At 73.4% G+C, this 22,992-nt stretch carries 15 protein-coding genes; 3 read left to right on the forward strand and 12 right to left on the reverse strand.

Going from position 1 to position 22,992, the window contains the following annotated elements; translation table 11 throughout:
* Window positions 1-54 precede the first annotated feature (54 nt).
* Window positions 55-1,566, reverse strand: a complete 1,512-nt coding sequence (locus WME82_RS50320; protein WP_438041138.1) for a protein kinase domain-containing protein — start codon at window positions 1,564-1,566, stop codon at window positions 55-57.
* Between the two features lie 542 nt (window positions 1,567-2,108).
* Window positions 2,109-7,616: a cellulose synthase gene (locus WME82_RS50325; RefSeq protein ID WP_438041139.1), complete on the reverse strand. Its 5,508-nt coding sequence runs from the start codon at window positions 7,614-7,616 to the stop codon at window positions 2,109-2,111.
* Here WME82_RS50325 and WME82_RS50330 point away from each other — a divergent pair.
* Complete coding sequence (locus WME82_RS50330; RefSeq protein WP_438041140.1) at window positions 7,597-8,490, forward strand: hypothetical protein; 894 nt, start codon at window positions 7,597-7,599, stop codon at window positions 8,488-8,490. The two genes, WME82_RS50325 and WME82_RS50330, sit on opposite strands and share 20 nt — an antisense overlap.
* A 223-nt stretch (window positions 8,491-8,713) precedes the next feature.
* On the opposite strand, the gene WME82_RS50335 is transcribed toward WME82_RS50330, so the two are convergent.
* A complete protein-coding gene (locus WME82_RS50335) occupies window positions 8,714-10,282 on the reverse strand; it encodes a hypothetical protein (RefSeq protein WP_438041141.1) in 1,569 nt (522 codons plus the stop codon).
* A 749-nt stretch (window positions 10,283-11,031) separates the two neighbouring features.
* Between WME82_RS50335 and WME82_RS50340 the strand changes: the two genes are divergently transcribed.
* Together WME82_RS50340 and WME82_RS50345 are read left to right on the forward strand one after the other, a co-directional pair.
* The gene (locus tag WME82_RS50340) at window positions 11,032-11,940 is read left to right on the forward strand and encodes a penicillin-insensitive murein endopeptidase (protein WP_438041142.1); all 909 of its coding nucleotides are present in this window, start codon (window positions 11,032-11,034) and stop codon (window positions 11,938-11,940) included.
* Window positions 11,937-12,875, forward strand: coding sequence for a DNA-methyltransferase (locus WME82_RS50345; protein WP_438041143.1), 939 nt, complete (start codon window positions 11,937-11,939; stop codon window positions 12,873-12,875). Before WME82_RS50340 ends, WME82_RS50345 begins: the two co-directional genes overlap by 4 nt.
* Before the next feature lie 70 nt (window positions 12,876-12,945).
* Here WME82_RS50345 and WME82_RS50350 read toward each other — a convergent pair whose 3' ends face one another.
* The 9 genes from WME82_RS50350 to WME82_RS50390 form a co-directional block, all read right to left on the reverse strand.
* Entirely contained in the window at window positions 12,946-13,551 is a 606-nt protein-coding gene (locus WME82_RS50350) for an L-threonylcarbamoyladenylate synthase (protein ID WP_438041144.1), read from the reverse strand.
* Window positions 13,552-13,742: 191 nt separating this feature from the next.
* A complete protein-coding gene (gene atpG, locus WME82_RS50355) occupies window positions 13,743-14,720 on the reverse strand; it encodes an ATP synthase F1 subunit gamma (protein ID WP_438041145.1) in 978 nt (325 codons plus the stop codon).
* A gap of 6 nt (window positions 14,721-14,726) precedes the next feature.
* Window positions 14,727-16,619 (reverse strand): F0F1 ATP synthase subunit alpha, encoded by a 1,893-nt coding sequence (atpA, locus tag WME82_RS50360; protein ID WP_437743506.1) that lies wholly within the window; start codon window positions 16,617-16,619, stop codon window positions 14,727-14,729.
* A 116-nt stretch (window positions 16,620-16,735) separates the two neighbouring features.
* Window positions 16,736-17,278, reverse strand: a complete 543-nt coding sequence (gene atpH / locus WME82_RS50365; protein ID WP_438041146.1) for an ATP synthase F1 subunit delta — start codon at window positions 17,276-17,278, stop codon at window positions 16,736-16,738.
* Window positions 17,275-18,276, reverse strand: coding sequence for a F0F1 ATP synthase subunit B family protein (locus tag WME82_RS50370; protein ID WP_438041147.1), 1,002 nt, complete (start codon window positions 18,274-18,276; stop codon window positions 17,275-17,277). The genes atpH and WME82_RS50370 overlap by 4 nt, the downstream gene beginning before the upstream one ends.
* Complete coding sequence (locus WME82_RS50375; RefSeq protein ID WP_231864629.1) at window positions 18,273-18,755, reverse strand: ATP synthase F0 subunit B; 483 nt, start codon at window positions 18,753-18,755, stop codon at window positions 18,273-18,275. Before WME82_RS50375 ends, WME82_RS50370 begins: the two co-directional genes overlap by 4 nt.
* Window positions 18,756-18,927: 172 nt before the next feature.
* Complete coding sequence (locus WME82_RS50380; RefSeq protein ID WP_438041148.1) at window positions 18,928-20,382, reverse strand: hypothetical protein; 1,455 nt, start codon at window positions 20,380-20,382, stop codon at window positions 18,928-18,930.
* A gap of 5 nt (window positions 20,383-20,387) precedes the next feature.
* Window positions 20,388-20,984, reverse strand: a complete 597-nt coding sequence (gene miaE / locus WME82_RS50385) for a tRNA isopentenyl-2-thiomethyl-A-37 hydroxylase MiaE (RefSeq protein WP_437743510.1) — start codon at window positions 20,982-20,984, stop codon at window positions 20,388-20,390.
* 127 nt (window positions 20,985-21,111) lie between these two features.
* Entirely contained in the window at window positions 21,112-22,173 is a 1,062-nt protein-coding gene (locus WME82_RS50390) for a hypothetical protein (RefSeq protein ID WP_437743511.1), read from the reverse strand.
* Window positions 22,174-22,992: the final 819 nt, after the last annotated feature.

The following is a 22,992-nucleotide window of genomic DNA, read 5'->3' on the forward strand; positions in this document are numbered from 1 at the left end:
GCTCGTTCAGGCAGCTCCCTCAATGGCTCTCCGGCAGATCCGGAGTCGACCAGATCACTCCTCGTTCGATGGAGCGCGCGTCGCTGGCGCGATGACGGGGTGGCGGGGCGACTCATGCGCTGACGAGGCGGAGCAGCGAAGCAGGGAGAAGCCTGCGCCGGCGGCGATGAGCACGCCGGCGGCGACGAGCTTGATCCCTGCGCGCTTCGCGCGGCGCGCCCCTGCCGACGAGGCGACCGCTCCCTCGTCGGCGAGCGCGGCGGTGGCGCCGGCCGTCTCCGGCGAGGAGAGCGCCGCGGCGTCGGGCGGCGCCTCCAGGGAGGCCGCTCCGGCGCCGCGCGCGCGCGGCCGGTTGCTCGAGGGGGGCGCTGGCAGGAGGCTGCCTGCGCGCAGCGTCGCGGTCGATGCTTCGCCGTCCAGATCGGCGGCGCTGGCCGGGAACGCGTCGCTGATGCGGGCGTCGGGCGCGAGCGAGCCGCTCACGCGGGCGCTGGGCACGAGCGGGTCGCTGGCGCGGGCGCTGGGCACGAGCGAGTCGCTCTCCGGAACCCTGGGCGCCGCCGGGGGGCCGAAGGGGCGGAGGGCGACGGCCGCGTAGCGCTCGAGGAGCGCGCCGACCTCGCGGAGATCGGCCGGGCGCTGCGCGCGGTCCGGGCTGAGCATGCGATCGATCATGGCCGCGACGTCGGAGGGCAGCGTCGGCGCGCTCTCCCCGATCGGCTGGATGGAGCCGGTCAGGATGCGCTTCATCACCTTGCCCATGTTCTCGGCCTCGGTGGGCCGCACCGAGGTGAGGCACTCGTAGAGGATGACGCCGAGCGACCAGATGTCGGCGCGGTGATCCACGTCGTGCTCGCCGAGGATCTGCTCGGGCGACATGTAGTACGGGGTCCCGAGCATCTCGCCGCTCCCGGTGCGTCCCCAGGACCAGCTGGTCTCGCCGGGCGCCGCGGTGACCTTGGCGATGCCAAAATCGAGCACCCTGACGCGGGCGTCGTGCTGCGCGGCCTCCGGCGCATCCGCGGAGTCCGCGGAGCCGGGCGCCGGCGCGCCGCTCGGGGGCACCGCGGCGGCGTGAGCGGCTGCGCCGGGTGAACCACGTGGCGCGGCCGCGGCGGGCGTGAGCAGGAAGATGTTGTCGGGCTTGAGGTCGCGGTGGACGATCCCCAGCGCGTGCGCGGTGCCGACGGCCGAGATGACCGGCAGCAGGATGCGCGACAGCTCGGGGAGCGGGATCTGCGCCTCGCGCAGCAGCTTGTCGCGGAGCGACTCCCCCTCGAGCAGATCCATGACGAGGAACGGCGTCCCGTTGTCGAGCTCGAGCACGTCGTGGATGGATGGCACGTTCGGGTGATCGACCGCCGCCGCCGCGCGCGCTTCCCGGACAAGGCGCCGCCGAGTCGACGCGTCCTCCGCCGTGCCGGGGCGCAGCAGCTTCAGCGCCACACGTTCGCCGTTCGCGAGGTGGGTGGCGGCCCAGATGACCCCCATGCCTCCCTCGGCCAGCTGGCGATCGACCCGATAGCGACTTGCCACCAGGGCGCCCGGGATCAGCGGATTGCTCACGCGGAGATCAGGATACCACGCGCCGTCCTCCCGACCTTCTCCGCGCGCCTCAGACGCTCAAACACCGCTCCGGTCGGACAATTACGTGTTCGACGCAGCACCGCGCACCCCGGCGCGCCATACGACATAGGTGCTCGTGTGTACGTCCCTGTCGCCGCAAAAGCGCAGTGATCTTTTCAACACGGATGTTCGGCTGCCCACGGCGACCCCGGTAGCCACATAACATCACCGGCCCGCTGTACGTCCCTGTTACCGCAGAAGCACCGATATCTTCTCGACATCGAACTTCACCGATCATGAAACACACCATGCCAAGCCGCGTCACCACCGCTCATTCATCGTGGCGCGCCCCCCACCGAGCTCATCCTTGGTGAAGCACCCTCGCCACCGAGCTCATCCGCCCCGGAACGCGCCCCGCCGAGCGGCGCGCGCCCGCACAGGAGACGGGCCCAGATCGGCGTTTTCGGCGCGCAGGCGTACTCACGTACGCCGAGCACCGAAAACGTCGAGGTGGGCCCGTATCCGCAGCGGGCGCGTGCCGCTCAAACGGCGGGCCAGATGGAGCCGGCGCGCCGGCGCTCGGCGTAGGCCTCGGCCGAGAGAGCGTAGCGCAGGAGCTCGTTCGACACCGGATGTTGAAGGAGCAGGCGGGGCTCCTCGGTCGAGCGGGCCATGTCGCGATCGTACCGGCGGAGGTAGTCGATCGCGGCGAGCGCGTCGCCGCAGAGCAGGTAGCCGGTGCGGTGCTCGCTCCGGCGCAGGCCGAGGACGAAGGCGCGCGCGTCGTACGACACGGCGACGGTCGACGCGAGCTCCTCGAGCATCTTGCGCTGGCGGCGCCCGATCGCCCGCTGCACGCCGGGGAGCATCTGCTGCGTGGCGTGCTCGCGCGGGGGCGAGATGGCGCCTGACCCGAAGCCGGGATCGATCGTGCGGATCGACGCCAGCAGCAGGCCGTCGGTCGCCTCGGCCGGGATCTCGTCGAGGAACGTGAAGCCGACCGCGACGCGCGCGAAGAGGCGGGCGAGCGCGAACGTCTGCTCGAGCTCCGGGAGCTCCATGAACGACGTCGGCGCGACGAGGGCAGGGGGATCACCCGGGAAGACGCGGGCGGCTCCCTGCCACGAGGGGACGAGGTAGAGCTCGAACGCCTCGATGCCGAGCGCGCGGCCCACCCGCTCGGCGAGCTGCCGCGTCGGGTGGTTGTCGCGCGGGCTGATCCGCTCGCGCGAGCTGATGCCGAAGTTGCTCAGCTCGAAGCGGATCGCCTTCGCGGCGATCGGCGCGATCGCCAGCGCCACGTCGATCCACGGGCTCCGGGCCTCCGGGAGGAGCAGCCGGCCCATCTCGGGGCCCGCGAAGGCCCCGGCGTACGGCGCCTCCGACGGGACGCGCCGGCCCCTGAGCCGGGCCATGCGGTCCAGCGACACCTCGCCGAGGCAGGCGCGGACCTCCTCCACGGTGATCCGCTCCTCCGCGCGCCCGTCCTTGGCGAGCGCGGCCTCGAGCGCGGCGAGCGCCGGGCCGAGGTCCGGGAGCCGCGTGAAGACCTCCGGATCGGGCGTCAGGACGTCCCGCAGCACCTGGACCGCCTCCGCGTTGCGCCCCGCGGCCTCGAGCCCGCGGCCGAGCGCGGTGCGCGACTCGGGCGGCGCGCCCGGGAGCGCGACGGCCTGCTGGAGGCGCGCGAGCCCGTCGCGAGGCCGCACGAGCAGGGTCGACTCGAGCAGGCCGAGCGTGGTCAGCCAGCGCGGATCGGCCGGGATGCGGCGCGACTCGGCGACCTCGAGCAGCTGCGCGAGCGCCTTGGCGTAGGCCGCGGCGCCCTCGCTCGTGTCGACGCGGTACAGGCGGGCGAGCGCCACCCACCCGCGCGTGTCGCCGCCGGGCGCGCTCACGATCGCGTCGCACAGCGTGCGGACCATGCCGGCCGTGTCGCCGGCGTCGCGGTAGGCGTCCGCGAGGCGCAGGGCGGCCTCGACGCGGGAGCCCGGGTCGGGCGACAGCTCGACCAGGCGCCCCAGCGCGCGCAGCGCGAGCGCGTGGTCGCCGCGCGTGACGCCGAGCTTGTGCAGCCGCTCGAGCGCGGGACGGTTCTGCGCGTCGAGCGACAGGACCGCCTGGAGCGCGTCTTGGGCGAGCGCCGGGTTCGCGAGCGGCCCCTCGTACAGGTCGGCGATCAGGAACTGCGCCGCGATCTTGGTCTCGGCGTCCGTCGCCGCGGCCACGGCGCGCTTCAGGGCGTCGCGCGCCTCGAGCCAGACGCGCTGCGCGGTGAGCAGCCGTGCGAGCAGGAGCAGCGCGGCCGCGTCGTTCGGGAGCGTCTCGATGACCCGCCGGACGGCCGCGATGCCCACGCCGGCGTCTATCGCGCCCGGGCGCCCGTGGTGCTGCAGCACCGACCGGGCGATCTCCGTGCCGAGCAGCGAGATCGCCTCGCGGCTCGAGGCCTTGCCGAGCGCCTCGCCGAGCCGGTCGGTGAGCCGCTGGGGATCGCCCGCGAGCTCCCGGGCGAGCGCGCGCGCCGCGGCCACGCAGCCCGGATCCGCGCGGAGCGCGCTCTCGTACAGCTCGAGCGCGCGCGCGCGGCCCTCGGGTGACGCGTCCTCGGCGGTGAGCTCCGCCGCGCGCACGAGGTGCATGGCGCGCGCGGGCGCTCCGAGGACGAGGTCGGCGAGCGCCAGCTGGGCCGCGATCACGCTCGCGCGGTCGCCGAGGCGCTGCGCGAGCCGATCGAGCCCGCGCGCCGCGATGACGCTCTCCGGCCACAGCCCGAGGGCGTTGCGGAAGCCGGCGAGCGCCGCGCGGGCGGCGGCGGGGTCCGCGTCGGCCTGCGCCTCCGCGAGGAGCGCCTCCTCGACGCTGTAGAGGGCGCGCGCGATGGGATCGGGCGTCAGCTCCCGGCTGTCGCGGATGGCGCTGGCGAAGAGGGCCTGCGCCCGCGGCGCGATCGGATCCGCGGGGCTCGCCTTGGCGGCGATGCGGAGGATCGCCATGTGGGCGGCCGCGTCGTCGGGCGCCTCCTTCACGATGCGCGCGAGCGCCTCGAGCGCGGCGCCCGGCCCGAGCTGCTCCTCGAGCGACGCGATCTCCCAGAGGGCGCCGCCGCGCGCGGTGGCGGAGGTGAACACGTCGGCCTCCGCGCGCAGGACGGTCGCGAGCGACGTCGGCGCCTCGAGGTGCCGGTAGAGCTGCTCCAGCATGCGGAGCGCCGGGACGTGGTTCGGCACCACCCCGACGAGCCCCTCCAGGATCTCGACGGCCTGGCGCGGGCTGCTGTCCGCGAGGACCAGCGCAAGGGAGATCCGGAGCGCGTGATCGACGAGCGCCGGCGGCTTGCGCTCGAGCCAGCGCGCGTACAGCCCCGCGAGCTCGCTCGCGATCATGGAGGCGGACATCCCCGGCAGGCTGGACGCGCGTGCGCCGGTCGCGGGCCGCTGCGCGACGGGCGCGCCGAGGCCGACGCCGACGCCTGCGCCGCCGGCGCGGACGTAGATGCGCTCCATCGCGTCGAGGATCGCCGGATCGTGCTGGCCCGAGGCGAGCGCCGCGTCGGCGCGGGCGAGGAGGCGGAGGGCGTCCTGATCGCGCCCGAGGGCGAGCTCCTGCACCTCGGCCGCCTGGAAGAGCAGCCGCGCGTGGTCGTCGGGCCGCTGCGCCTCGTCGGCGAGCGAGCTGAGCACCTCGACGAGCTTCTCGTAGTTGCCGGTCTCGCGGAGGAGCCGCGCGATCTCGATCCGGGGCAGCGGGTGAGCGGGCTTCTTCCGCGCCGCCTCGCGGTACGACTCCACCGCGCTGTGCGGCCGCTTGAGGCGCCGCTCGTCGAGCCCCGCGACCTCGATCCAGAGGCTGAACGCCGCGTCTCCCGCGGGGTCGCGCTGGATGAGCTTGAGCAGCGCGCGCCGCGCCTCCTCGTACCGGCCGGCGCGCTCGTCGAGGCGGACGCGCGCGCGCAGCGCGTCGGGGTCGGCCGGATCGATCGCGAGCGCGCGGTCGACGAGCGACGAGGCCCGGTCGCGATCGCCGAGCCGGAGCTCGGTGACATCGGCGGCGCGCAGGAGGAGCCTGCGCTGCTCGCGCGGGCTGCTCGTGAGCTCGGCCTCGGCGCAGAGCGCGCGCGCGAGCCGCTGCGCGTCGCCCGCGCGCGCGGCGTTGCGCTGGAGCGCGAGGATCGCGGCGCGCCGCTCCGAGTCGATCGCGAGGATCTTCTCGATCTCCTCCACGGCGCGGGCGGGCTGGGCGAGCTCGTCCTCCCAGATGGAGACGAGCTTCTCGAGCAGCCCGATCTTGCGCGTGGGGTCCTCCGTCGCGCTCGCGGCCTGCGTGTACAGGTCGAGCCGCGCCTGCACGCCGCGCGGATCTTCCTCGACGGCCAGGGCGTCCGGCGTGAGCAGGGCGGAGAGCGCGTCGAAGACCGAGCTGTTGCCCGGCTCGATCGCCCACGCGGCGCGCAGGATGGCGAGCGCCTCGTCGCGCCGCTTCAGGTGCCGCTCGGAGATGTCCGCGGCGCGGAGGAGCGCCGCGACCCGGACGGGCGCGGGCCGGTCGGCGTTGGCGACGGCGGTCCACACCTCCACGCGCTCGGCGTGGTGGCCGAGGCGCTGGAGGGCGCGGTCGAGCCGCTCCCGCGTCGAGCTGTCCTCGGGATCGAGGTCGAGCGCGCGCGTCGCGTGGAGCGCGGCCTGCTCTGCGTCCCCGAGGGTGTCGTAGATCTCCGCGAGGCGGACGTGCTCGTGGATGATCGCCTCTCTGTCGGTGAGGAGCGCGAGCTCCTTCTGGCGCACGTTGGCGGCGAGCTCGAGCATGCCGTTCGCCTCGAGCAGGCGGATCAGCTCGCCGACCACGCGCCGCGCGGTCGGCGAGCCGGCCGGGGCCCGCGTCGACGCGCGCCGGAGGAGGGGCACCGCGTCCGCCGGGGAGCGGATCTTGTCGATGAGCAGCCGCGCCGCCGTGTAGAGCAGCCGCGCCGCGCGGTCGTCGTCGCTCTCGTGATCGGCCTCCAGGGAGAGCGCGCTGACGAGGCCGACGATGCCGTCGTGGTGCACGAGGTGGCGGCGGAGCGCCTCCCGCACGGGCCCAGGCCCTGGATCGAACGCGATCGCGCCCTCGAGGGACGCGAGGGCGAGCTCCGGCTTGTAGAGCTTCCGATCGAGCACGGCGGCGCGCTCGACGTGGACCCAGGCGGTGAGCTGGCCGTCGCCGTCCGGCCGCCCGCGCCCTGGGGCGTAGGCGGCGGAGAGCCGGTCGAGGTGCGCGGCGAGGTCCTTGGCCGCCTGCTCGGCGCCGCGGGCGCTCTCGCGCCGGAGGGCGATCTCGAGCCCGCGTAGCGACGCGGCGTGGAGCGGGACGAGCCGCAGCGCCTCGGTGAAGGCCTCGCAGCTCTCGGGCGTCCGCCCGAGCGCCTGGAGCAGGCGCGCCCGCTCGGCGAGGAGGTCGGCCCGGAGCGCGTCGGTCTCGGCGACGCGGAGCTTGTCCTCGACGACCTCGAGCGCGAGGGCGAGCTCGGTGCGCGCGTCGAGCACGCGGTGGACCCGCGAGAGCGCCGGCTCGAGCGTGCGGGACAGCTGTCGAGCGCGCTCGTACGAGCGGCGCGCGGCGGCGGGGTTCTTGAGCACCCGCTCTTCATGGATGCCGAGCTCGACGAGGGCGCGCGCCGCGCCGACCGGATCGCTGCTCTTGAGCCGCTCGGCGCGCTGCTGGAGCTCGGTGGCGAGGTCCGGAGCGGCGAGCTGCGGGCTCTGCGCGGGCGCCTCGGGCGCGTTCGGCTGCGAGCGGGGCGCCGGAGGTGACTGGGCGGGCGCGTGCGCGGTGCTCGGCGCGGGCGCATGCAGAACGGTCGCCGCATGCGCGGCGTTCGGCGCGTGCAGGACGGTCGCCGCATGCGCGGCGCTCTGCGCAGGCGCGGCCGTGCTCGGTGCAGGCGTGGCGCCCGGCGCATGCGCGGCGTTCGGCGTGACGCCCGGTATCGGCGTGCGCGTCGCGCTCGGCGTGGGCGCGCCGCCCGGCAGCGGCGCGCGTGGGGCGCCTGGCGTGGGCGCGCCGCCCGGCAACGGCGTGCGCGTCGCGCTCGGTGCGTGCGCGCCGCCCGGCAACGGCGTGCGCGTCGCGCTTGGCGCGGCGCTCTGTACGGGCGCCGGCGCGGCGCTCTGCGCGGGCGCCGCTTCGAGCGACTCGACCGAGATGGGCGTCGGCGACGAGCTCGGCTCGACCGAGATGGGCAGCGGCGTCGCGGTCGGCTCGACCGAGATGGGCAGCGGCGTCGCGGTCGGCTCGACCGAGATGGGCATCGGCGTCGTGCTTGCGTCGAAGGCGGCGATCGCCTGGGCCGCGCCGCCCGGCTGGGAGCCAGGCGCCGGCTTGCCCGCGCTCGCGGCGGAGCCTGGAGCGGGCTGCGTTGCGGCGCGGTTCGGGATCTGCGGGCGCTGGCCTGGGCCGCGCGCCGGAGGGCGGGCGGGGCTGGATCCAGGGGGCGCTGCCGTCGTCTTGGACGCGCCTCCCGGAGGCATCGGCGGCGGTGGCCTCGACGGCGGCGCAAGCGACGGCGGCGCCGGTGGCGGCCCGCTCGCGACGCTGCCGTCTTTGCGGCGGATCAGCGGCGGTGGCCTGCTCGGTACTGGCGGCGGCACGCTCGGGGCCGGCGTCTTGTTCGGCCCTGGCGGCGGCGCGCTCGGCGGCAGCGGCGGGCTCGAGGCCAGCGGCGCGCTCGGCAGCGGCGGCGGGTTCATCGGTGGCAGCGGGCTTGCGGTCGCCGGCAGCGGTTCACCGTCTGTCGGCGTGCTAGCAGCCGCCGGCGGCGGTTCGTCGCCTGTCGGCGCGCTCGCGGCCGCCGGCAGCGGTTCGCCGCCTGTCGGCGCGCTCGCGCTCGACGGCGCGCCGGGCATCGACGTGCTCGTGCCGACGAGCAGCGTCTTCGCGCCGGGCTGAGGTTGCGCGCTCGCGCGCGTCATTTGAGCGTTGTCGGCGTTGGCTTCCCAGCCACCTTCGTCCGGCGATCCGGACAGGCTCGGCAAACCAGGCCGGCGCGACGCTTCGTGTTGCGGATCGTCCCCGTGGGCCACCGCCGCGGATGCTACACATCCACGCGCCTTCAATCTACAGTCGATGCGCCTGCTCGCTGGCGTCGCGCGCTTACCGATACAGGGGCGACCTACTTGTTGAACGGTGCTGTCGATGCGCAGCGCAGCAAGGCGAGCTTCATCGCTTTTCCGGCCGGGTGTGCCACGAGCAGCGCCTCTGCGGAGGCGGCGATCGGCTCGCCGCGCCCGAGGGCCGGCTCGGCTTGCAGCCCGCCTTCGAGCTCGCCTCTCGCGGTGAGCGCCGCGAGCTGCGTCGGGCCGGACGCGTTCGCGATCGCGAGCCATGCCGCGGCGCCTGCGGCCTTCGCCGGGTCCTGCCCGCCCGGGCCTCGTGCGCCGGGGAGGAGCGCCGGCACCCCGGCGCCCAGGCCCAGCGCGGCCTCGGGCGGGGCGTCCTGCTCGCGATCGCCGCCGACGAGCACGCGCGGCTCGCCGGCGCCGCCGAGCCGCACCAGCACGGCGCTGATGCGCCCTCCGATCGAGCCGCTCGGGGTGTCGTCGTCCCGGAAGGCGAGGATGAGCCCGTCGTCGTCGCCGAGCGTCAGGTCATACGCCAGCACGTGTCCGTTCTTGGGGGTGACCGCGCGGGGCGTCGCGGTGAGCGCGCCCGCCTCGTCAAGGGGGACCACCTCGATCCACTGGTGGGTGATCGTCTCGCCTGCCGCGGCGGTGTCCTCGTCGCCGTCGTCCTTCTTCGCTGCGGCCTTTCGCGTCGGCTCCTCGGCGCGCGCGATGTACGCGAGCCAGTAGCCGCCCGGCCGGCCGAGCACGCGCGGCATCTCGGCGTCGGTGCTCGGCTGGGAGACCGGGCGGGCCGACGTCACGGAGCGCAGCGTGCCCACGTCGGCGGAGGCGAGCATGATCCGCGATCGCTTGCCGTCGCGGGTCACGTCGTCCCAGACGATGACCGCGCGCTCGCCGGACGCGGCGATGTCGAGCGCGAGCGACTCGTCCCGCCCCTCGGCGAGCTCGGCCCCCCACGTCACGTGGTCCCCTTCGACCCTGGCGACCTTGATCGCGCGCCCGCCTGCGTTCGGCTCCAGCATCGCAGCGAGGATCGCGCCCCCGGCGCCTGCGACGACCGGAGGATCCATGTCCCCGCGCGATCGCGCGAGGCGGACGAGCTTCCCCTGGGCGCCGTCGGCCGAGAGCGTGGCCACCATCGCGACGGTCCCGCCCTCGGCTTCTCGCTGGGCGCCCACGGCGAACCCGCCGGAGAACGTCGTCCCGCGGCCGACCTCGACGGCGAACGGCGCGATGTCCTCGGCGCTGTCCGCGTCGCCGCCCCCCGCGCCTTCCTCGGCCCCGCGTGCGGCCGGCGGTGCGTCGCCGATGACGAACGGCGGCGGGCTCGCCGGCGTGCAGCGCGGGGGCGTCGGCTGCGGCGCCGCGCCGGCATCGTCGGCGTCGCTCGGCGCGGACGCCGCGGGGTTCGCGCTGGGCGGCGCGGGCGCGTCGCTCGTGGCGCCTCCCGGTGTGGAGCAGGCGCGCCACACCACGAGGCCGCCGACGACAAGGGCGACGGCCAGCGCGCCCTTCCAGGCGACGCCCTCGGGCTCGTCCGCTGGCGGCGGCTGTCGATCTGCGCCCGTGCTCCCCTTGCTGGTGCTCCGCTGGGTGGCGCGCTGCTCGGGATCCATGGGGCGTGGGTGTTAGCGCTGATCGCTCCGCGAGGGCAGGGGGAGCGTAAGCCCCGCAGCGCCGCGAGCGCGGCCGCTCCGCGCGAGCTCGCGATGGGACGCGACCTCGTCGGGTGGGATCGCTGGGGCGGGCGCCCACAGGCATGTTGCGTGGCGGCACCGTGGGACGATGGAGGTGCCCGCGTCGAACGGTGCCGTGCGCGCTGGACGTGCCGGAACGCATCCCCGCGGCCTGTCCCCTCTCACGTGTGTCCGGCGGCGCCCTTTCCAGGGGCCTTGTCGCGGCGCCAGATCGATGTGGCAGTTTGGCCGCCTCTGCGTGGCGCGACGCCGGTCCGCACGCGCTGAGTCGTGCAGATATCCATCGATGCTCGATATAAGCCATCGAGCGACCATTTCGGGACGCAGGACCCTGCGATATCACCTCCGCCAGGAGGACGAGCGATCACCGAAACAGCCATCTTGTTCCCGGTCCCGGTGTGCGCTTGAACCAGGCCGATCTTGTCCACGACGAGCCTCCCGACACGGCCCCTCCATGGATCATCAACGACCTGAACAACCATGGGGAGCGCACGCGCGCAGGCGAGCTCATCTGCATTGCCGACTGGACCCGCGTTCGCGGCGCGCGCCGCGCTCCGGGCACCCGGGTGAGCCGAGAACTTCCCCTCCGCCGCCGGCGAGGCTAACGAGCGGCTGTCAGCTTCGTCCGTCCGGTGCCTGGCGCCGCGGCCCTCCTCTCTTTCGTCGTGATGCCCAGCCGTCCTCTCCTCGCCACCTTCCTCCTCGGGCTCGTCGCGCTCTGCTGCGCGGCCTGCGTCGGCTCCTCGCCCACGCCGCTCGCCCCTGCGCTCCGCGGCTCGATCGGCGTCCCGCACCACGGCGTCATCACCGACGCCGTCGAGCTCCCGAGGCAGGGCCCGGGCTACCGGCTGCTTCGCAGCAACGGCATCCGGTGGGGGACGGCGCGCCTGGTCGCAGCGGTCCAGCGCGCCGCGGCGGAGGTGGCGCTGGCGCGGCCGGGCGGCGAGCCGCTCGTCGTAGGCGACCTCTCCGCGCGCTACGGCGGCGCGACGCGGGGGCACCGGTCCCACCGCACCGGGCGCGACGCCGACCTCTTGCTCTACTCGCTGACCCCGGACGGCCGCCCTGTGCGCTCGCCGGGCTTCGTCGCCTTCGGGCCGGACGGGCTCGGGCGGATCAGCGATGGCGCCGAGGAGCCCGCGTCGCCGCGCGCCGGCCCGCCGCAGTACGTCCGCTTCGACGTCGAGCGGGAGTGGCTGCTCGTGAAGTCGCTCGTCCGCTCGCCCGACGCGCACGTCCAGTGGCTCTTCCTGGCCCGCTGGCTCGAGGCGCTGCTCATCGAGTACGCGCGCGCGCTCGGCGAGGACCCGGAGCTCATCTGGTATGCCGAGAGCGTGCTGCTCCAGCCGGGCGACAGCACGGCGCACGCCGATCACATCCACCTCCGCGTCGCTTGTACGCCGGACGAAACCCTCTCCGGCTGCCTCGGCGGCGGCCCGCAGTGGCCGTGGCTCCCGGCGGTGCCGCAGCTCATCGCGCCGTCGGACGACGACCTCGCCGCTGCGTTGCTCGACGACCTCCTGCCTGGAAGCGCCGCCGCGGGCTCTCGCGTGGCGGCTCCCGACAGCGCGCTGTGAGCCACCTCCTGGCGCACGGCGACGCGGCCGACGTCTGCGCGGCGCTCCCCGCGGACGTGCGGTTCGATCTCGTCTACCTCGATCCTCCCTTCGGGGTCGGGACGACGATGACCGCGCGGGCGGCGCGCGGCCAGGCGCGCGGCCGGCGCAGGCCGGAGAGCGGGCCCGACGCGTACGACGATCGCGCGAGCGCCGACGCGCTCGTGGCGATGCTCGCGCCGCGCCTCGCGGCCATCCGCGATCGCATGACCGAGGGCGCGACGCTGTACCTGCACCTCGATCACCGCGCGGTCCACGACGCGAAGGTCGCGTGTGATCGCCTGTTCGGCCGCGGCGCCTTCCTCGGCGAGATCATCTGGGCGCCCGGAAACGGCGGCCGGGGCGCGCGCGGCTTCTCCGTCACGCACCAGACGATCCTCCTTTACGCGCGCGCCGCGAGCGAGCGCGGCCAGGTGGTCTACAACGCCGCGGATCCGACGCTCCGCGAGCCGTACGCCGAGACCAGCCTGGCGATGCATTTCAAGCACCGCGACGAGGACGGCCGCCTGTACCGCGAGCGGATCCTCGGCGGCAAGGCGTACCGGTACTACGCCGACGAGGGCCGGCGGCTCGGGAGCGTGTGGAGCGACATTCCCGGGATGGTCGCCAACACCCCGCTGCGCCGCGAGGCCACCGGCTACCCCACGCAGAAGCCGGAGCGGCTGCTGGAGCGCATCGTCCGCGCGTCCTCCGCCCCCGGCGCGACCGTCGCCGACCTCATGTGCGGCAGCGGCACCACGCTCGTCGCGGCCGCGCGCCTAGGCCGCCGCTTCGTCGGCGGCGACCGGAGCCCGCTCGCGTTCGCGACGGCGCGGGAGCGGCTCGACCGCGAGGGGATCGTGTACACGGCGTGCGAGTCCGTTCCAGCCGCGGAGAGCGAGCCGGAGCGTCCCTGACTGGGCCCTGGCGAGCTCCCTCTCCTCGGGCTGGGCAGCTCGGATGGCCCTCTCCTCCTCTCACCCCGGCTCAGACGAGCTCGTCGATCGGCCCCGCGCCCTCGCGGACGATCTGCACCTCGCCCTGGCTCAGGTCGATCACGGTCGTCGGCACGGCCCCGCCGGTCCCAGCGTCGAGGACGAGCGCGAGCCCCGGAAACCGGTCGTCGATCTCCCCCGGATCGATGATCGGATCCTCCCCGGGAGGCGCCGCGGTCGTGCTGATGAGCGGTCGCCCGAGCGCGCGGACCAGCGCGAGCGCGACCGGGTGGTTCGGCACGCGGATGCCGACCGTCTTCTGCTTGAGGTGCACGTACTTCGGCACCTCGCGCGTCGCGGGGAGGATGAAGGTGTACGGCCCGGGCAGGTAGCGCTTCAGGATGCGGTACGCCTGGTTCTCGACGATCGCATACCGCGCGATGTCGCTCAGATCCGGGCAGATGAACGCCAGGTTCTTGTTCTGGCGCATCCCCTTGATCTGATACACCCGCTCGATAGCCGCCTTGTTCATCAGGTCGCACCCGAACCCGTACACGGTATCGGTCGGGTAGCCGATGACCTCCCCCTTCTGAATGAGATCGATCGCTCGCGCGATCTTGCGGGGTTCCGGGTGATCGGGGTTGATGGGCTGGAGCACGGGAACGCAACCATGGGGCCGCCCGGTCGGTTCCGCCAGTGCTGGCTGCCTGGATGTACGACCAGCGACGGGCAGCCGGGTGCGGGCGCTGCGGGTGAAGAGAGGCGGGGCGAAGCCCCGAGACGCAAGCCGGTCGCACGTGCGAGCGGCTTGAGGCGGAGATCGAAGATCCCGGCGTGCAGCGCTGCTGGCTACTCCTTGAGCGCCTCGCTGCCGCCGATGATCTCCATGAGCTCCTTGGTGATCGCCGCCTGACGCGCCTTGTTGTACTCGAGCGTCAGGTTGTCGATCACTTCCTTGGCGTTCTTGTTCGCGGCGTCCATCGCCGTGAGCTTCGCGCCGAGCTCGCTCGCCATCGACTCGTAGAGCGCGCGCAGGATCGAGATGTCCACGTACATCGGCACGAGCCGCTCCAGGAGCGCGCCCTTGTCCGGCTCGTAGAGGAACTCCGACGCCGCGGAGGGCGCGCCGTGGCCCCCCTCGTCCCCCTGCTCCTGCTCCTGCTCCTGCGCCGGACCGCCGGCGGGCGGCAGGAGCCGCTCGACGACGACCGTCTGCGTGATGGCGCTCTTGAATTCGTTGTAGACGAGGTAGATCGCGTCGATCTCGCCCTTGTTGAACGGGGCGAGGAGCTTCGCGCCGACGGCCTGGGCCGTCTCGAGGTTGAGCTTGTCCCAGACCCCGGCCAGGTACTCGAGGATCGGCGCGCCGCGGCGGTTGAAGTAGTCCCGACCCTTGCGGCCGATGATCGCGAGCTGGACCTCCTGGCCCGCGTCCGTCCGGCTCTTCCACTCGCGCTCGGCGCGCTTGTTGATGTTGGTGTTGAAGGCGCCGCAAAGTCCGCGGTCGCTCGTGAGCACCACGAGCAGCACGCGCCGCTCCGGACGGGTCACGAGCAGCGGGTGCAGCGCCTTCTCGCCACCGGCGAGCGCGCTCGCCTCGCCCTCCGCCCCGTGCCCCTCCGCCGCGAGCGCCTCGGCCGCGGGAGCCGCGTCGCGCGTGATCGCCGAGAGCACCTCCTGCACCTTCACGGCGTAGGGGCGCAGCTCGGTGATGCGCTGCTGCGCCTTGTTGAGCTTGGCGCCCGCGACCATCTTCATGGCGCGGGTGATCTTCTGCGTCGACTTGACGCTGGAGATCCGCTTGCGAATGGACTTGAGGCTGGGCACGGCTGCCTACTTTTCCTTTGCCTTCGAGGCGCTCTTCCCGTTCTTCGACTTGGCCTTCGGCGCCGGCGCCTCCTCCTCGTCGTCGCCCGCACCGTCCTCGTCGGCCGCGGTCGAGGCGCCGCTCGCTTCCACCGCGAACCGCTTCTTGAAGGTGTCGATCGCCTTCGTCATCCGGGACTTGAGGTCGTCGTCGAGGACCTTCTTCTCGCGGATGTCCACGAAGATCTGGGGGTGCTTCGCCTCGATGAACTTGTTGAGCTCTTCCTCGAAGCGCGAGAGCGAGCTCACCGGCAGGCTGTCGAGCAGGCCCTGCGTGCCGGCGTAGATGATGAGGATCTGCTTCTCGACCGCCAGCGGCACGTACTGGCCCTGCTTCAGGATCTCGGTGAGGCGCGCGCCGCGCTCGAGCTGCGCGCGGGTCTTCGCGTCCAGGTCCGAGGCGAACTGGGAGAACGCCGCCATGGCGCGGTACTGCGCGAGGTCGAGGCGGAGCGTGCCGGCGATCGACTTCATCGCCTTGATCTGCGCGTTGCCGCCGACCCGGCTGACCGAGATGCCGACGTTGATGGCCGGGCGGACGCCGGAGTAGAAGAGGTCGGCCTCGAGGAAGATCTGCCCGTCCGTGATGCTGATGACGTTCGTCGGGATGTACGCCGACACGTCACCCGCCTGCGTCTCGATGACCGGCAGCGCCGTGAGCGAGCCGCCCGACTTCGGATCGCGGACGATCTCGTAGTCGCTCGCCTTCGCCTTGTCCGAGAGCTGCTGCTCGAGCTTCTTGATCTCGTCCTTCTTCTCGTCCTTGCGCGCCTGCTCGAGCTTCTCGAAGAGGGCCCCGTCGATCGTCTTCCAGAGCGAGTCCTTCGCCGAGTGCATCCCGTGCGCCCCGACGTGCGCCTTGCCGTCGACGCCGCGGTACGAGGCGTCGCCGCCCTCGATCTTCGTCCCCTTCGAGACGACGTAGAAGATGTCGGCCATCTTCGCGGCGCGCTCGAGGAGCCGGGAGTGGAGGTAGAAGACGTCGCCCGGGTACGCCTCGCGGCCCGGCGGGCGGCGGAGCAGGAGCGAGAGCTGGCGGTACGCGACCGCCTGCTTCGACAGATCGTCGTAGATGCACAGCGCGTGGCGCCCGCTGTCACGGAAGTACTCGCCGATCGTCACGCCGGTGTACGGCGCGATGAACTGGAGCGGCGCGGTCTCGCTCGCCGTCGCGGCGACGATGATCGTGTACTCCAGCGCGCCGTGCGCATCGAGCCGGTCGACGACCTGGCGCACCGTCGACAGCTTCTGGCCGATCGCGACGTAGACGCAGATGACGCCCTTGCCCTTCTGGTTGATGATCGCGTCGACGGCGACGGCGGTCTTGCCCGTCTGCCGGTCGCCGATGATGAGCTCACGCTGGCCGCGGCCGACCGGGATCATCGCGTCGATCGCCTTGATGCCGGTCTGCATCGGCTCGGTGACCGGCTGGCGCTGGATGATGCCGGGCGCCTTCACCTCGACGCGGCGGCGCTCCTTCGTCTCGAGCGGCCCCTTGCCGTCGATCGGCATGCCGAGCGCGTTCACGACGCGCCCGAGGGTCGCCTCGCCGACGGGCACCTCCATGATGCGCCCGGTCCGCTTGACGGCGTCGCCCTCCTTGATGATGCTCGTGTCGCCGAAGATGGCGGCGCCCACGTTGTCCTGCTCGAGGTTCAGCACGAGCCCCATCAGGCTGCCGCCCTCCGAGCCGGTGAACTCGACGAGCTCGCCGGCCATCGCGCGGCTCAGGCCGTGCACGCGGGCGATGCCGTCGCCCACCGTGAGCACGGTGCCCGTCTCGGTGACCTGAGCGGCCTTGTCGATATTCTGGATTTGCTTCTTGATGATCTGGGAGATCTCTTCGGCGCGGAGCTGCATGCGGAGTCCTCTGTCGGGAGACGCTTGGGCTGCGGAGTCAACGTCGTCAAGGTCGAGGGGGCGCTGAGCGCCGGGCCACGACCCAACATGAAACAGGGGGGCTTGCTCGCGTCCCCTCAGGTCCGGAGCAGGTTGTCACGGAAGCTCGACAGCCGGGTCCGGAGGCTGCCGTCGATCACCTGATCGTCGATCTGGGTCACCACGCCCGCGATGAGCGAGGGATCCTGCTTGTGGGTGACCGAGATCTTCCTCCCGGTCGCCTTCTCGAGCTCGGCCCGGAGCCGGTCGAGGTAGCCGTCGCTCAGCGGGCCCGCGCTCGTCACCACGGCCCGGGCGACGTTCTGGTCCTGATCGACGAGGAGCGCGAGCTGCCGCGCGATCTCGGGCAGCGCCGCGAGCCGCCGGCGCCGCGCCAGCAGGAGGAGGGTGTTCTTCGTCACGTCCGAGAAGCCGGCGCGGCCGCCGATCTCGCGGAGCAGCTCCTCGCGCGAGGCCTCCGGGATGAGCGGGTTGTCGAGGACGAGGCGGAGCTCCTCGCTCGCCGAGTACATCGCGCTGGCGTCCCCGATCTCCCTGGCGAGGGCCGCGAGGGTCCCGGTCTCCTTGCCGATCTCGAAGATCGCGCGCCCGTAGCGTCGGGCGACGGACTCGTAGCTCATGTCGCTGCTCCGGTGGTCTGGGCTCCGCGGCGCGCGCCGGCGGAGACGGCCGCGGGGATGGCCTTCAGGTACTCTTCGTTGACCCGGTCGAGGTCCTGCTGGCCGATGCGCTGCCGGAGCAGCTCCTCGGCCGCGGCGACGGCGTTCTGCACCGCCTCCTGGAGGAGCATGGCGTGCGCCGCCTTGAGCTCCTGCTCGGCGCGGAACTCGGCGTCGCGCCGCATCCGGACGCGCCGCTGCTCCGCCTCGGCGAGCACGTGGGCCTTCTCGACCTCCGCCTGCGCCGCGTGCTCGGCCTTGAGCTCGGCGAGCGTCTCCTCGAGCCGCGTGAGCTTGTCCTCGTACTCCTCGAGCCGCTGCTCGGCCTCCTGCTTGAGGCGCGACGCGTTGTCGAGCTCCTGCGTGATCGTCTGCTTGCGCTTCTTGAGCGCCTCCGCGATGGGCTTCCTCCCGAAGCGGACGACGATGAGCGCGAGCAGCCCGAAGTTCAGGACCGACGCGAGGAACGGCGGCGGCTCGTTCTTCGGATCGCAGGGGTTCTGCTCGTTGTGGTAGCGCCAGAGCAGCGCGTTGATCCCGCCCTTCGAGGCCGCCTCGTTGTTCACGCCGATGAGGCCGTGCCACCAGTTGACGTGCGGCGGCGGATCCGTCGGGCCGTGCCCGGGGCAGTGCCCCTCCCCGTGGGAGGCGTGCTCGGGCTGCGGGGGCGGCGGCGTGGGGCGCGCGCGGCCGGGCTGCATTCCCGGCGGCCGGAGCCCATGGCCCGGCGGGAGCTGGCGGCCGCCCGGACCGAGCGGCCGGCCGGGCTGCGCGTCGCGCGGGCGCTGCGGCATCTGCGGCGAGCCCGGCTGCGCCTGGGCAGGCGACGGGATGGGCGGGTGCCCGGGGGGCAGCGCCGGCTCGGAGCCCGGCGGCTGCGTCTGAGCGAGCGCCGTGCCGGCGGCGAGCGCCGCGGCCAGGCCGAGGGCGAGCGAGGAGCGGCGGAGCGGCTTCTTCACTGGCGCACCTCGCGGCCGAGCATGCTGGCGGCGATCTCCGCGGCGAGCGCGGGCTGGGCGGCGGAGAGCTCGCCGCGCATGCGGGCGACCTCGGCCGCGATCTTCGCCTTGCTGTCCTCGAGGATGCGCGCCGTCTCGGCCCGGGCCTCGGCCATGATCTGCGCCTCGATCTTCGCCGTCTCGGCGCGGAGCCGCTCTCGCTCGATCCCGGCCTCGCGCCGGACCTTCTCGATCTCGGCCTCGTAGCGGGTGAGCAGCTCGCCGGCGCGCTCGTCCATTTCGCGCGCTTCCCGCTTGGCGCCGTCGGTGCGCCGCTCGCGCTCTTCGAAGACGCGGAGCAGCGGATCGAACAGGAGCGGCTTGAGCACGACGACGAACGTCGAGAACAGGACGACCTGCGCCAGGAACGTCAGATCGAAGTCGACGGCGATGGCGCTGGCGCCGGACGCGAGGAGAGGGTGCATTGCGTTCGGGTTCACGGGTGCTTGTTCGGCGACGAGGGCGGCGCAGCGCGAGCCGCTCGCTGCCCCACGCCCCCCGAGGGGGCGATTTCGCGAGCCGGCACTAGCACGTGTCAGTCAAAGCTGGAAGGGTTCTCGCAGAGCGGACGAGCCCCTCTTTAACATCACGTCTCCTGACGACGCGCCCGCGCTACAGGCTCGCGAGCGCGCGCATCATCTCGCCGAGGCCCGCCTCGAGATCGCCCTCGGTGGCGCGCGGCGCCTGCGCGCGCGCGCCGTCCTCGTCGCGGATGGCCTCGGCGGCGCGCGGATTGCGGAACCAGTCCTCGTCGAAGCGCTCGATCAGGCCGCGCCGATCGCGCGCGGCGAGGAGCGCCCCGGCGAGCCGGACCGCCGCGCCGGGATCGAGCGTCGGGACGACCCCGGCGAGCGCGCCCGGGATCGGCGCGCCGAGCGCGCGCGCGGTGGTCTCCTCGAAGCGGTCGCTCCGATCGCGCGAGGCCCGGAGCAGCACGTGCCCGCCTCCGTCCTGGCCGGCGCCGAACACGAGCGCCACGGTCGCGGCGTCGAGGCGCAGCGAGAGGAGGAGGCTGCGCGCGGTGGCGCGCGCCTGATCGAGCGCGCGGCCCCGGCCCAGCCCGAGCGCGCGGGCGCAGAAGACGGGATCGGCGACGAGGCCGCCGAAGAGCGCGGCGCGGCGCGCCTGCCGGAGATCGAACGGCGCGTGGGAGAGCGCGAACGGCCCGCGCGCTCCATCACCACGCGCGAGCGCCGCGCCGAAGCGGGCGAGCGCGCGCGCGAACGACGCCGCGCCGAGCGGCCGCGGCAACGGTCCGAGATCGATCGCGACGCCATCGGTTAGCTTCGTCGCGCGGAACAGCTCCTCGATCCACCGCGGGCCGAGCCGCGCTGGCCACCCCGACGACGCGTCGCGGCCGACGGCGCGCCCGAGCGCGGCGTGCCAGGTCGGCTCGAGCTCGATCACCGACTCGGTCCGGCGCAGCAGCGCCTCCGCGGCGCCGATCGCCGCGCCGGGAGGGTCGCAGGGGATCTCGATCGCGCGGAGGCCCTCCTCCGCGAGCTGCCGCGCCGCCTCGTGCCTCCGCTCGACGAGGACGCGGGCGGCGTCGGCGACCGCGCCGGAGCCTCGGGCGAGCGCCTCGGCGAAGATCTGCCGTCCGGCGCTCGTCGGGTCGGCGAGCAGCCTGAGCCGCGCCTCGTGGGGCGACATCCGCGCCGGCTCGGGCAGGTCGATCGTGACCAGCGGCGTGTGCCAGGCCGCGGCGAGCCGGACGCGGTCGGCCCAGACGACGCGCTCCAGCGTGAGCGCGTAGACCCAGTCGGCGAGGGGGGCCGCGAGGCCGGTCGGGTCCGGCGCGGCGGGCGACGTCGGGCTCGCGAGCCCGAGCTCCGCGCCGAGGCCCGGGGTCTTGCCGGTGAGCTCGAGGTAGGTCGTCCGCGAGCTGACGCGCCGGAAGGGATCGAGCGGGTTCTCGAGCCTGGCCCTCGCCTCGGCGGCGCTCGGGCCGTCCTGGTCTGCGGCGGGAGGGGCCGGACCGCGCCGGGCGAGGTCGCCGTGCGCCGCGCGCCACGCGCGCTCCGCGCGGGCGACGTCCTGGTCGAGGCGTATCAGATCGATCTCCATGTCACCTATCCGTGCACCGCGGGTGCCGTCCCGAGCCGCCCGGCGATCTCGCCCTCGGCGCGCGCCAGCTCGGCCAGCCGCACTCGGGTGGCGCCCTCGTCGCCGGCGACCTCGACGGCGAGGTCGACGAGTGTCCGATAGTGCCGGGCCTCCGACGCGAAGAGCTCCTCGTACAGCGGCGCGAGCTCGTGCTCGCGCGCCGCGAGCCCGTCGGCGAGCAGCCTGAAGCGCTCGCAGGAGCGGGCCTCGATGATCGCGCCGACGAGCAGCCGATCGATGAGCGCGGCCTTCGCGTTGCGCGCGCAGGTGCTCGAGGCCGCCTTGCGCAGCTCGCTCGCGTAGACGTCGGTCTCCGGCTTGCCGAGCGCGAGGCCGCGCTGCTCGATCACGTCGAGCAGCGCGCGGAAGTGCCGGAGCTCCTCCTCGGCGAGGTCCACGAGCGCCCGCGCGAGGCGCGGGAGCGACGGCCAGCGCGCGGCGAGGGACAGGGCGTTCGACGCCGCCTTCATCTCGCAGTGCGCGTGATCGGTCAGGAGCGCCGGCAGATCGGCGAGCGCCACGTCAGCCCAGCGTGGGTCGGTCGGTAGGGTCAGGCACAGCACGCAGGGCCGACCTAGAGCAGGCGCGGCGCGGCGAGAAGGGGGAGGCGGGCTTCGAGGTCGGCGCGGGCGCGACGACGGGTCGCCGACGCCGCGCCGCGGCGCGGTGTCGCTCTGGAGCGTCCGTCGATTAGAAGCTGTCGGACGACCCGCGGGTCAGCCCGCTCGACTCGAGGTGGTACGCGAGCCCGAGCACGAAGGTGGTGGGTCCTCCGCTGGTGAGGGCTCGCCGCACGGTGCCCTCGACAGCGAACTGGGTCCCCACATAGGCGAGGCCGAACGACAGCGCGTGCTGGTCGGCGCCCTGGTCGAAGCGGTAGCCGGCGCGGAGCGGGAAGTGATCGGCGACGAGGTACTCGCCGCCGGCCATGAAGCGGAAGGTGGTGTCGCGGTAAGAGTTGAAGTCGGCGAGCCCGTCGACCTCGATCGAGAAGTCAGCGGTGCCGAGCCCCATGCCGCCGCCGACCGTGGTGGGGAGCAGCCCGTGGTCCGGATAGGTGAGGTTCTGTCCGACGACCGCGATGTACAGGCTGTCGGTCGCCTTGACGGTGAGCGCGGCGTCGAACGTGAACCCGTCGACGAAGGAGTGCCGGCCGACGAGCTTCCCGTTCTCCCACTCGCGGAGCCCGCCCGAGACGGAGCTGTCGCCGAGGCCGCCCTCGAGCAGGGTCCCGTCCTGCGTGATCTTGGCATAGCGGCCGGTGAGCCCGACGAAGACGCGCTCGGTGAGGGGGTAGGCGAGGCCTGCGCGCGCGTCGAGGTAGGAGCGCTTGATGCCGCCGTCGTCCATGTCGACGAAGCCGCCCACGAAGGAGAGCGCCCCGGCGAGCTTGCCGGTGACCGAGTCGACGACGACGCCGCCGTAAGCGTGCCGGCCAGCCTCGGGGCTCCCCTGGAAGAGCGCCTGGAGGTGATAGACGCGGGTCTCCACCATGGCGGACGGATTGAGGAAGACGGCCGACGTCCCGTTCCCGAGGGCGCGCAGCGCGCCCCCGAAGGCCGCGGCGCGGGGCGTCTCATTCTCCCCATAGGCGTAGGCGAGCTGGGGCGGCAGCTCGTCGGCCGCCGCCGGCCCTGCGGCCGACGCCATCAGGAGCGCGCCTGCCGCCGAGAGGGCCCCGGCCCGCCGGGCGGCCGCCGCCCGGCGCGACGCCCCCTCCGGCCGCTGCGCCAGGAGTGCCCCCCTTGTCAACCGGATCCCTGACGACATCGCCTCGCCATACCGCACACCTGGACCCCGGGGGCAAATTCTCGGCTCCTGAAAACCGGCGAACCTCGGTCGCTCTGTGCTGGACGAACTTCGTCTTCCTCAAAAAGCTGGAAAACCCGCCACGTCGAGGCTCTTGACGACGAGATGAGCGGGTTTTGCTCTGCAATCGTGAGCGCGTCGTAAAAATCACCGCCCCGCGTCGGGAGTTTTGGCGCCTCGTGTCCGGCAGCCAGAGCTCGGTCGACGCGAAGCCGGCTTCGCAGTGTGTCAGGGACTGAATTTATAACAATACTATCGGATACTTGAGCCAAGTTTCGCAGTTGGGGATAGACGCCCGGACTCACCCGGTGCTACCTCCGATTCGTCCTCGGGGCGGTTCCGTGCCGCACCGGGTCCTCCAAAGGGTGGCCTCGAAAGGGGCGCTGCGGGTTACCGAGCTCTGTGAGGCGGTATGGGGGACGGCTGTGCCGATCTGTCTTTCAATGCGATGGACCTCGACGCGACGGCTGTACCCCCACCTCGATCGGCGTGCTCGGCTGCAGCCGGGCCGGGCCCTGGTACAGGAGGGCTGTACTGTTCACCCGCAGTTGGCGGGAGCATGCGGACGATTCCCCGAGGACGAAGCGGCCGTGGGCGGACTGTTGAAAAGTCGACACGCCCTTCGATTACATTCAGAATAACATAGAGATCTCCAGGAGTTAGAGGCGAGTCCTCGCTGTGAGACCTGTGGATAAGTTGGGGGCGACGGTTCTTTCGGTCGCCCCCGAAACCTATTTTCGTGGAGCGGACTTCAGAGCAGCG

Origin of the sequence: Sorangium sp. So ce128, from assembly GCF_051525245.1 — a bacterium.
In the GTDB taxonomy this organism is placed as follows: Bacteria; Myxococcota_A; Polyangia; order Polyangiales; family Polyangiaceae; genus Sorangium; species Sorangium cellulosum_B.

Bases quoted from the DNA above. Each gene is read 5' to 3' on its own strand.
- WME82_RS50380 (WP_438041148.1), bottom strand. From the start codon at position 20,382: ATGGAGATCGATCTGATACGCCTCGACCAGGACGTCGCCCGCGCGGAG.
- atpA (WP_437743506.1), bottom strand. From the start codon at position 16,619: ATGCAGCTCCGCGCCGAAGAGATCTCCCAGATCATCAAGAAGCAAATC.
- atpH (WP_438041146.1), bottom strand. From the start codon at position 17,278: ATGAGCTACGAGTCCGTCGCCCGACGCTACGGGCGCGCGATCTTCGAG.
- WME82_RS50340 (WP_438041142.1), top strand. From the start codon at position 11,032: ATGCCCAGCCGTCCTCTCCTCGCCACCTTCCTCCTCGGGCTCGTCGCG.
- WME82_RS50335 (WP_438041141.1), bottom strand. From the start codon at position 10,282: ATGGATCCCGAGCAGCGCGCCACCCAGCGGAGCACCAGCAAGGGGAGC.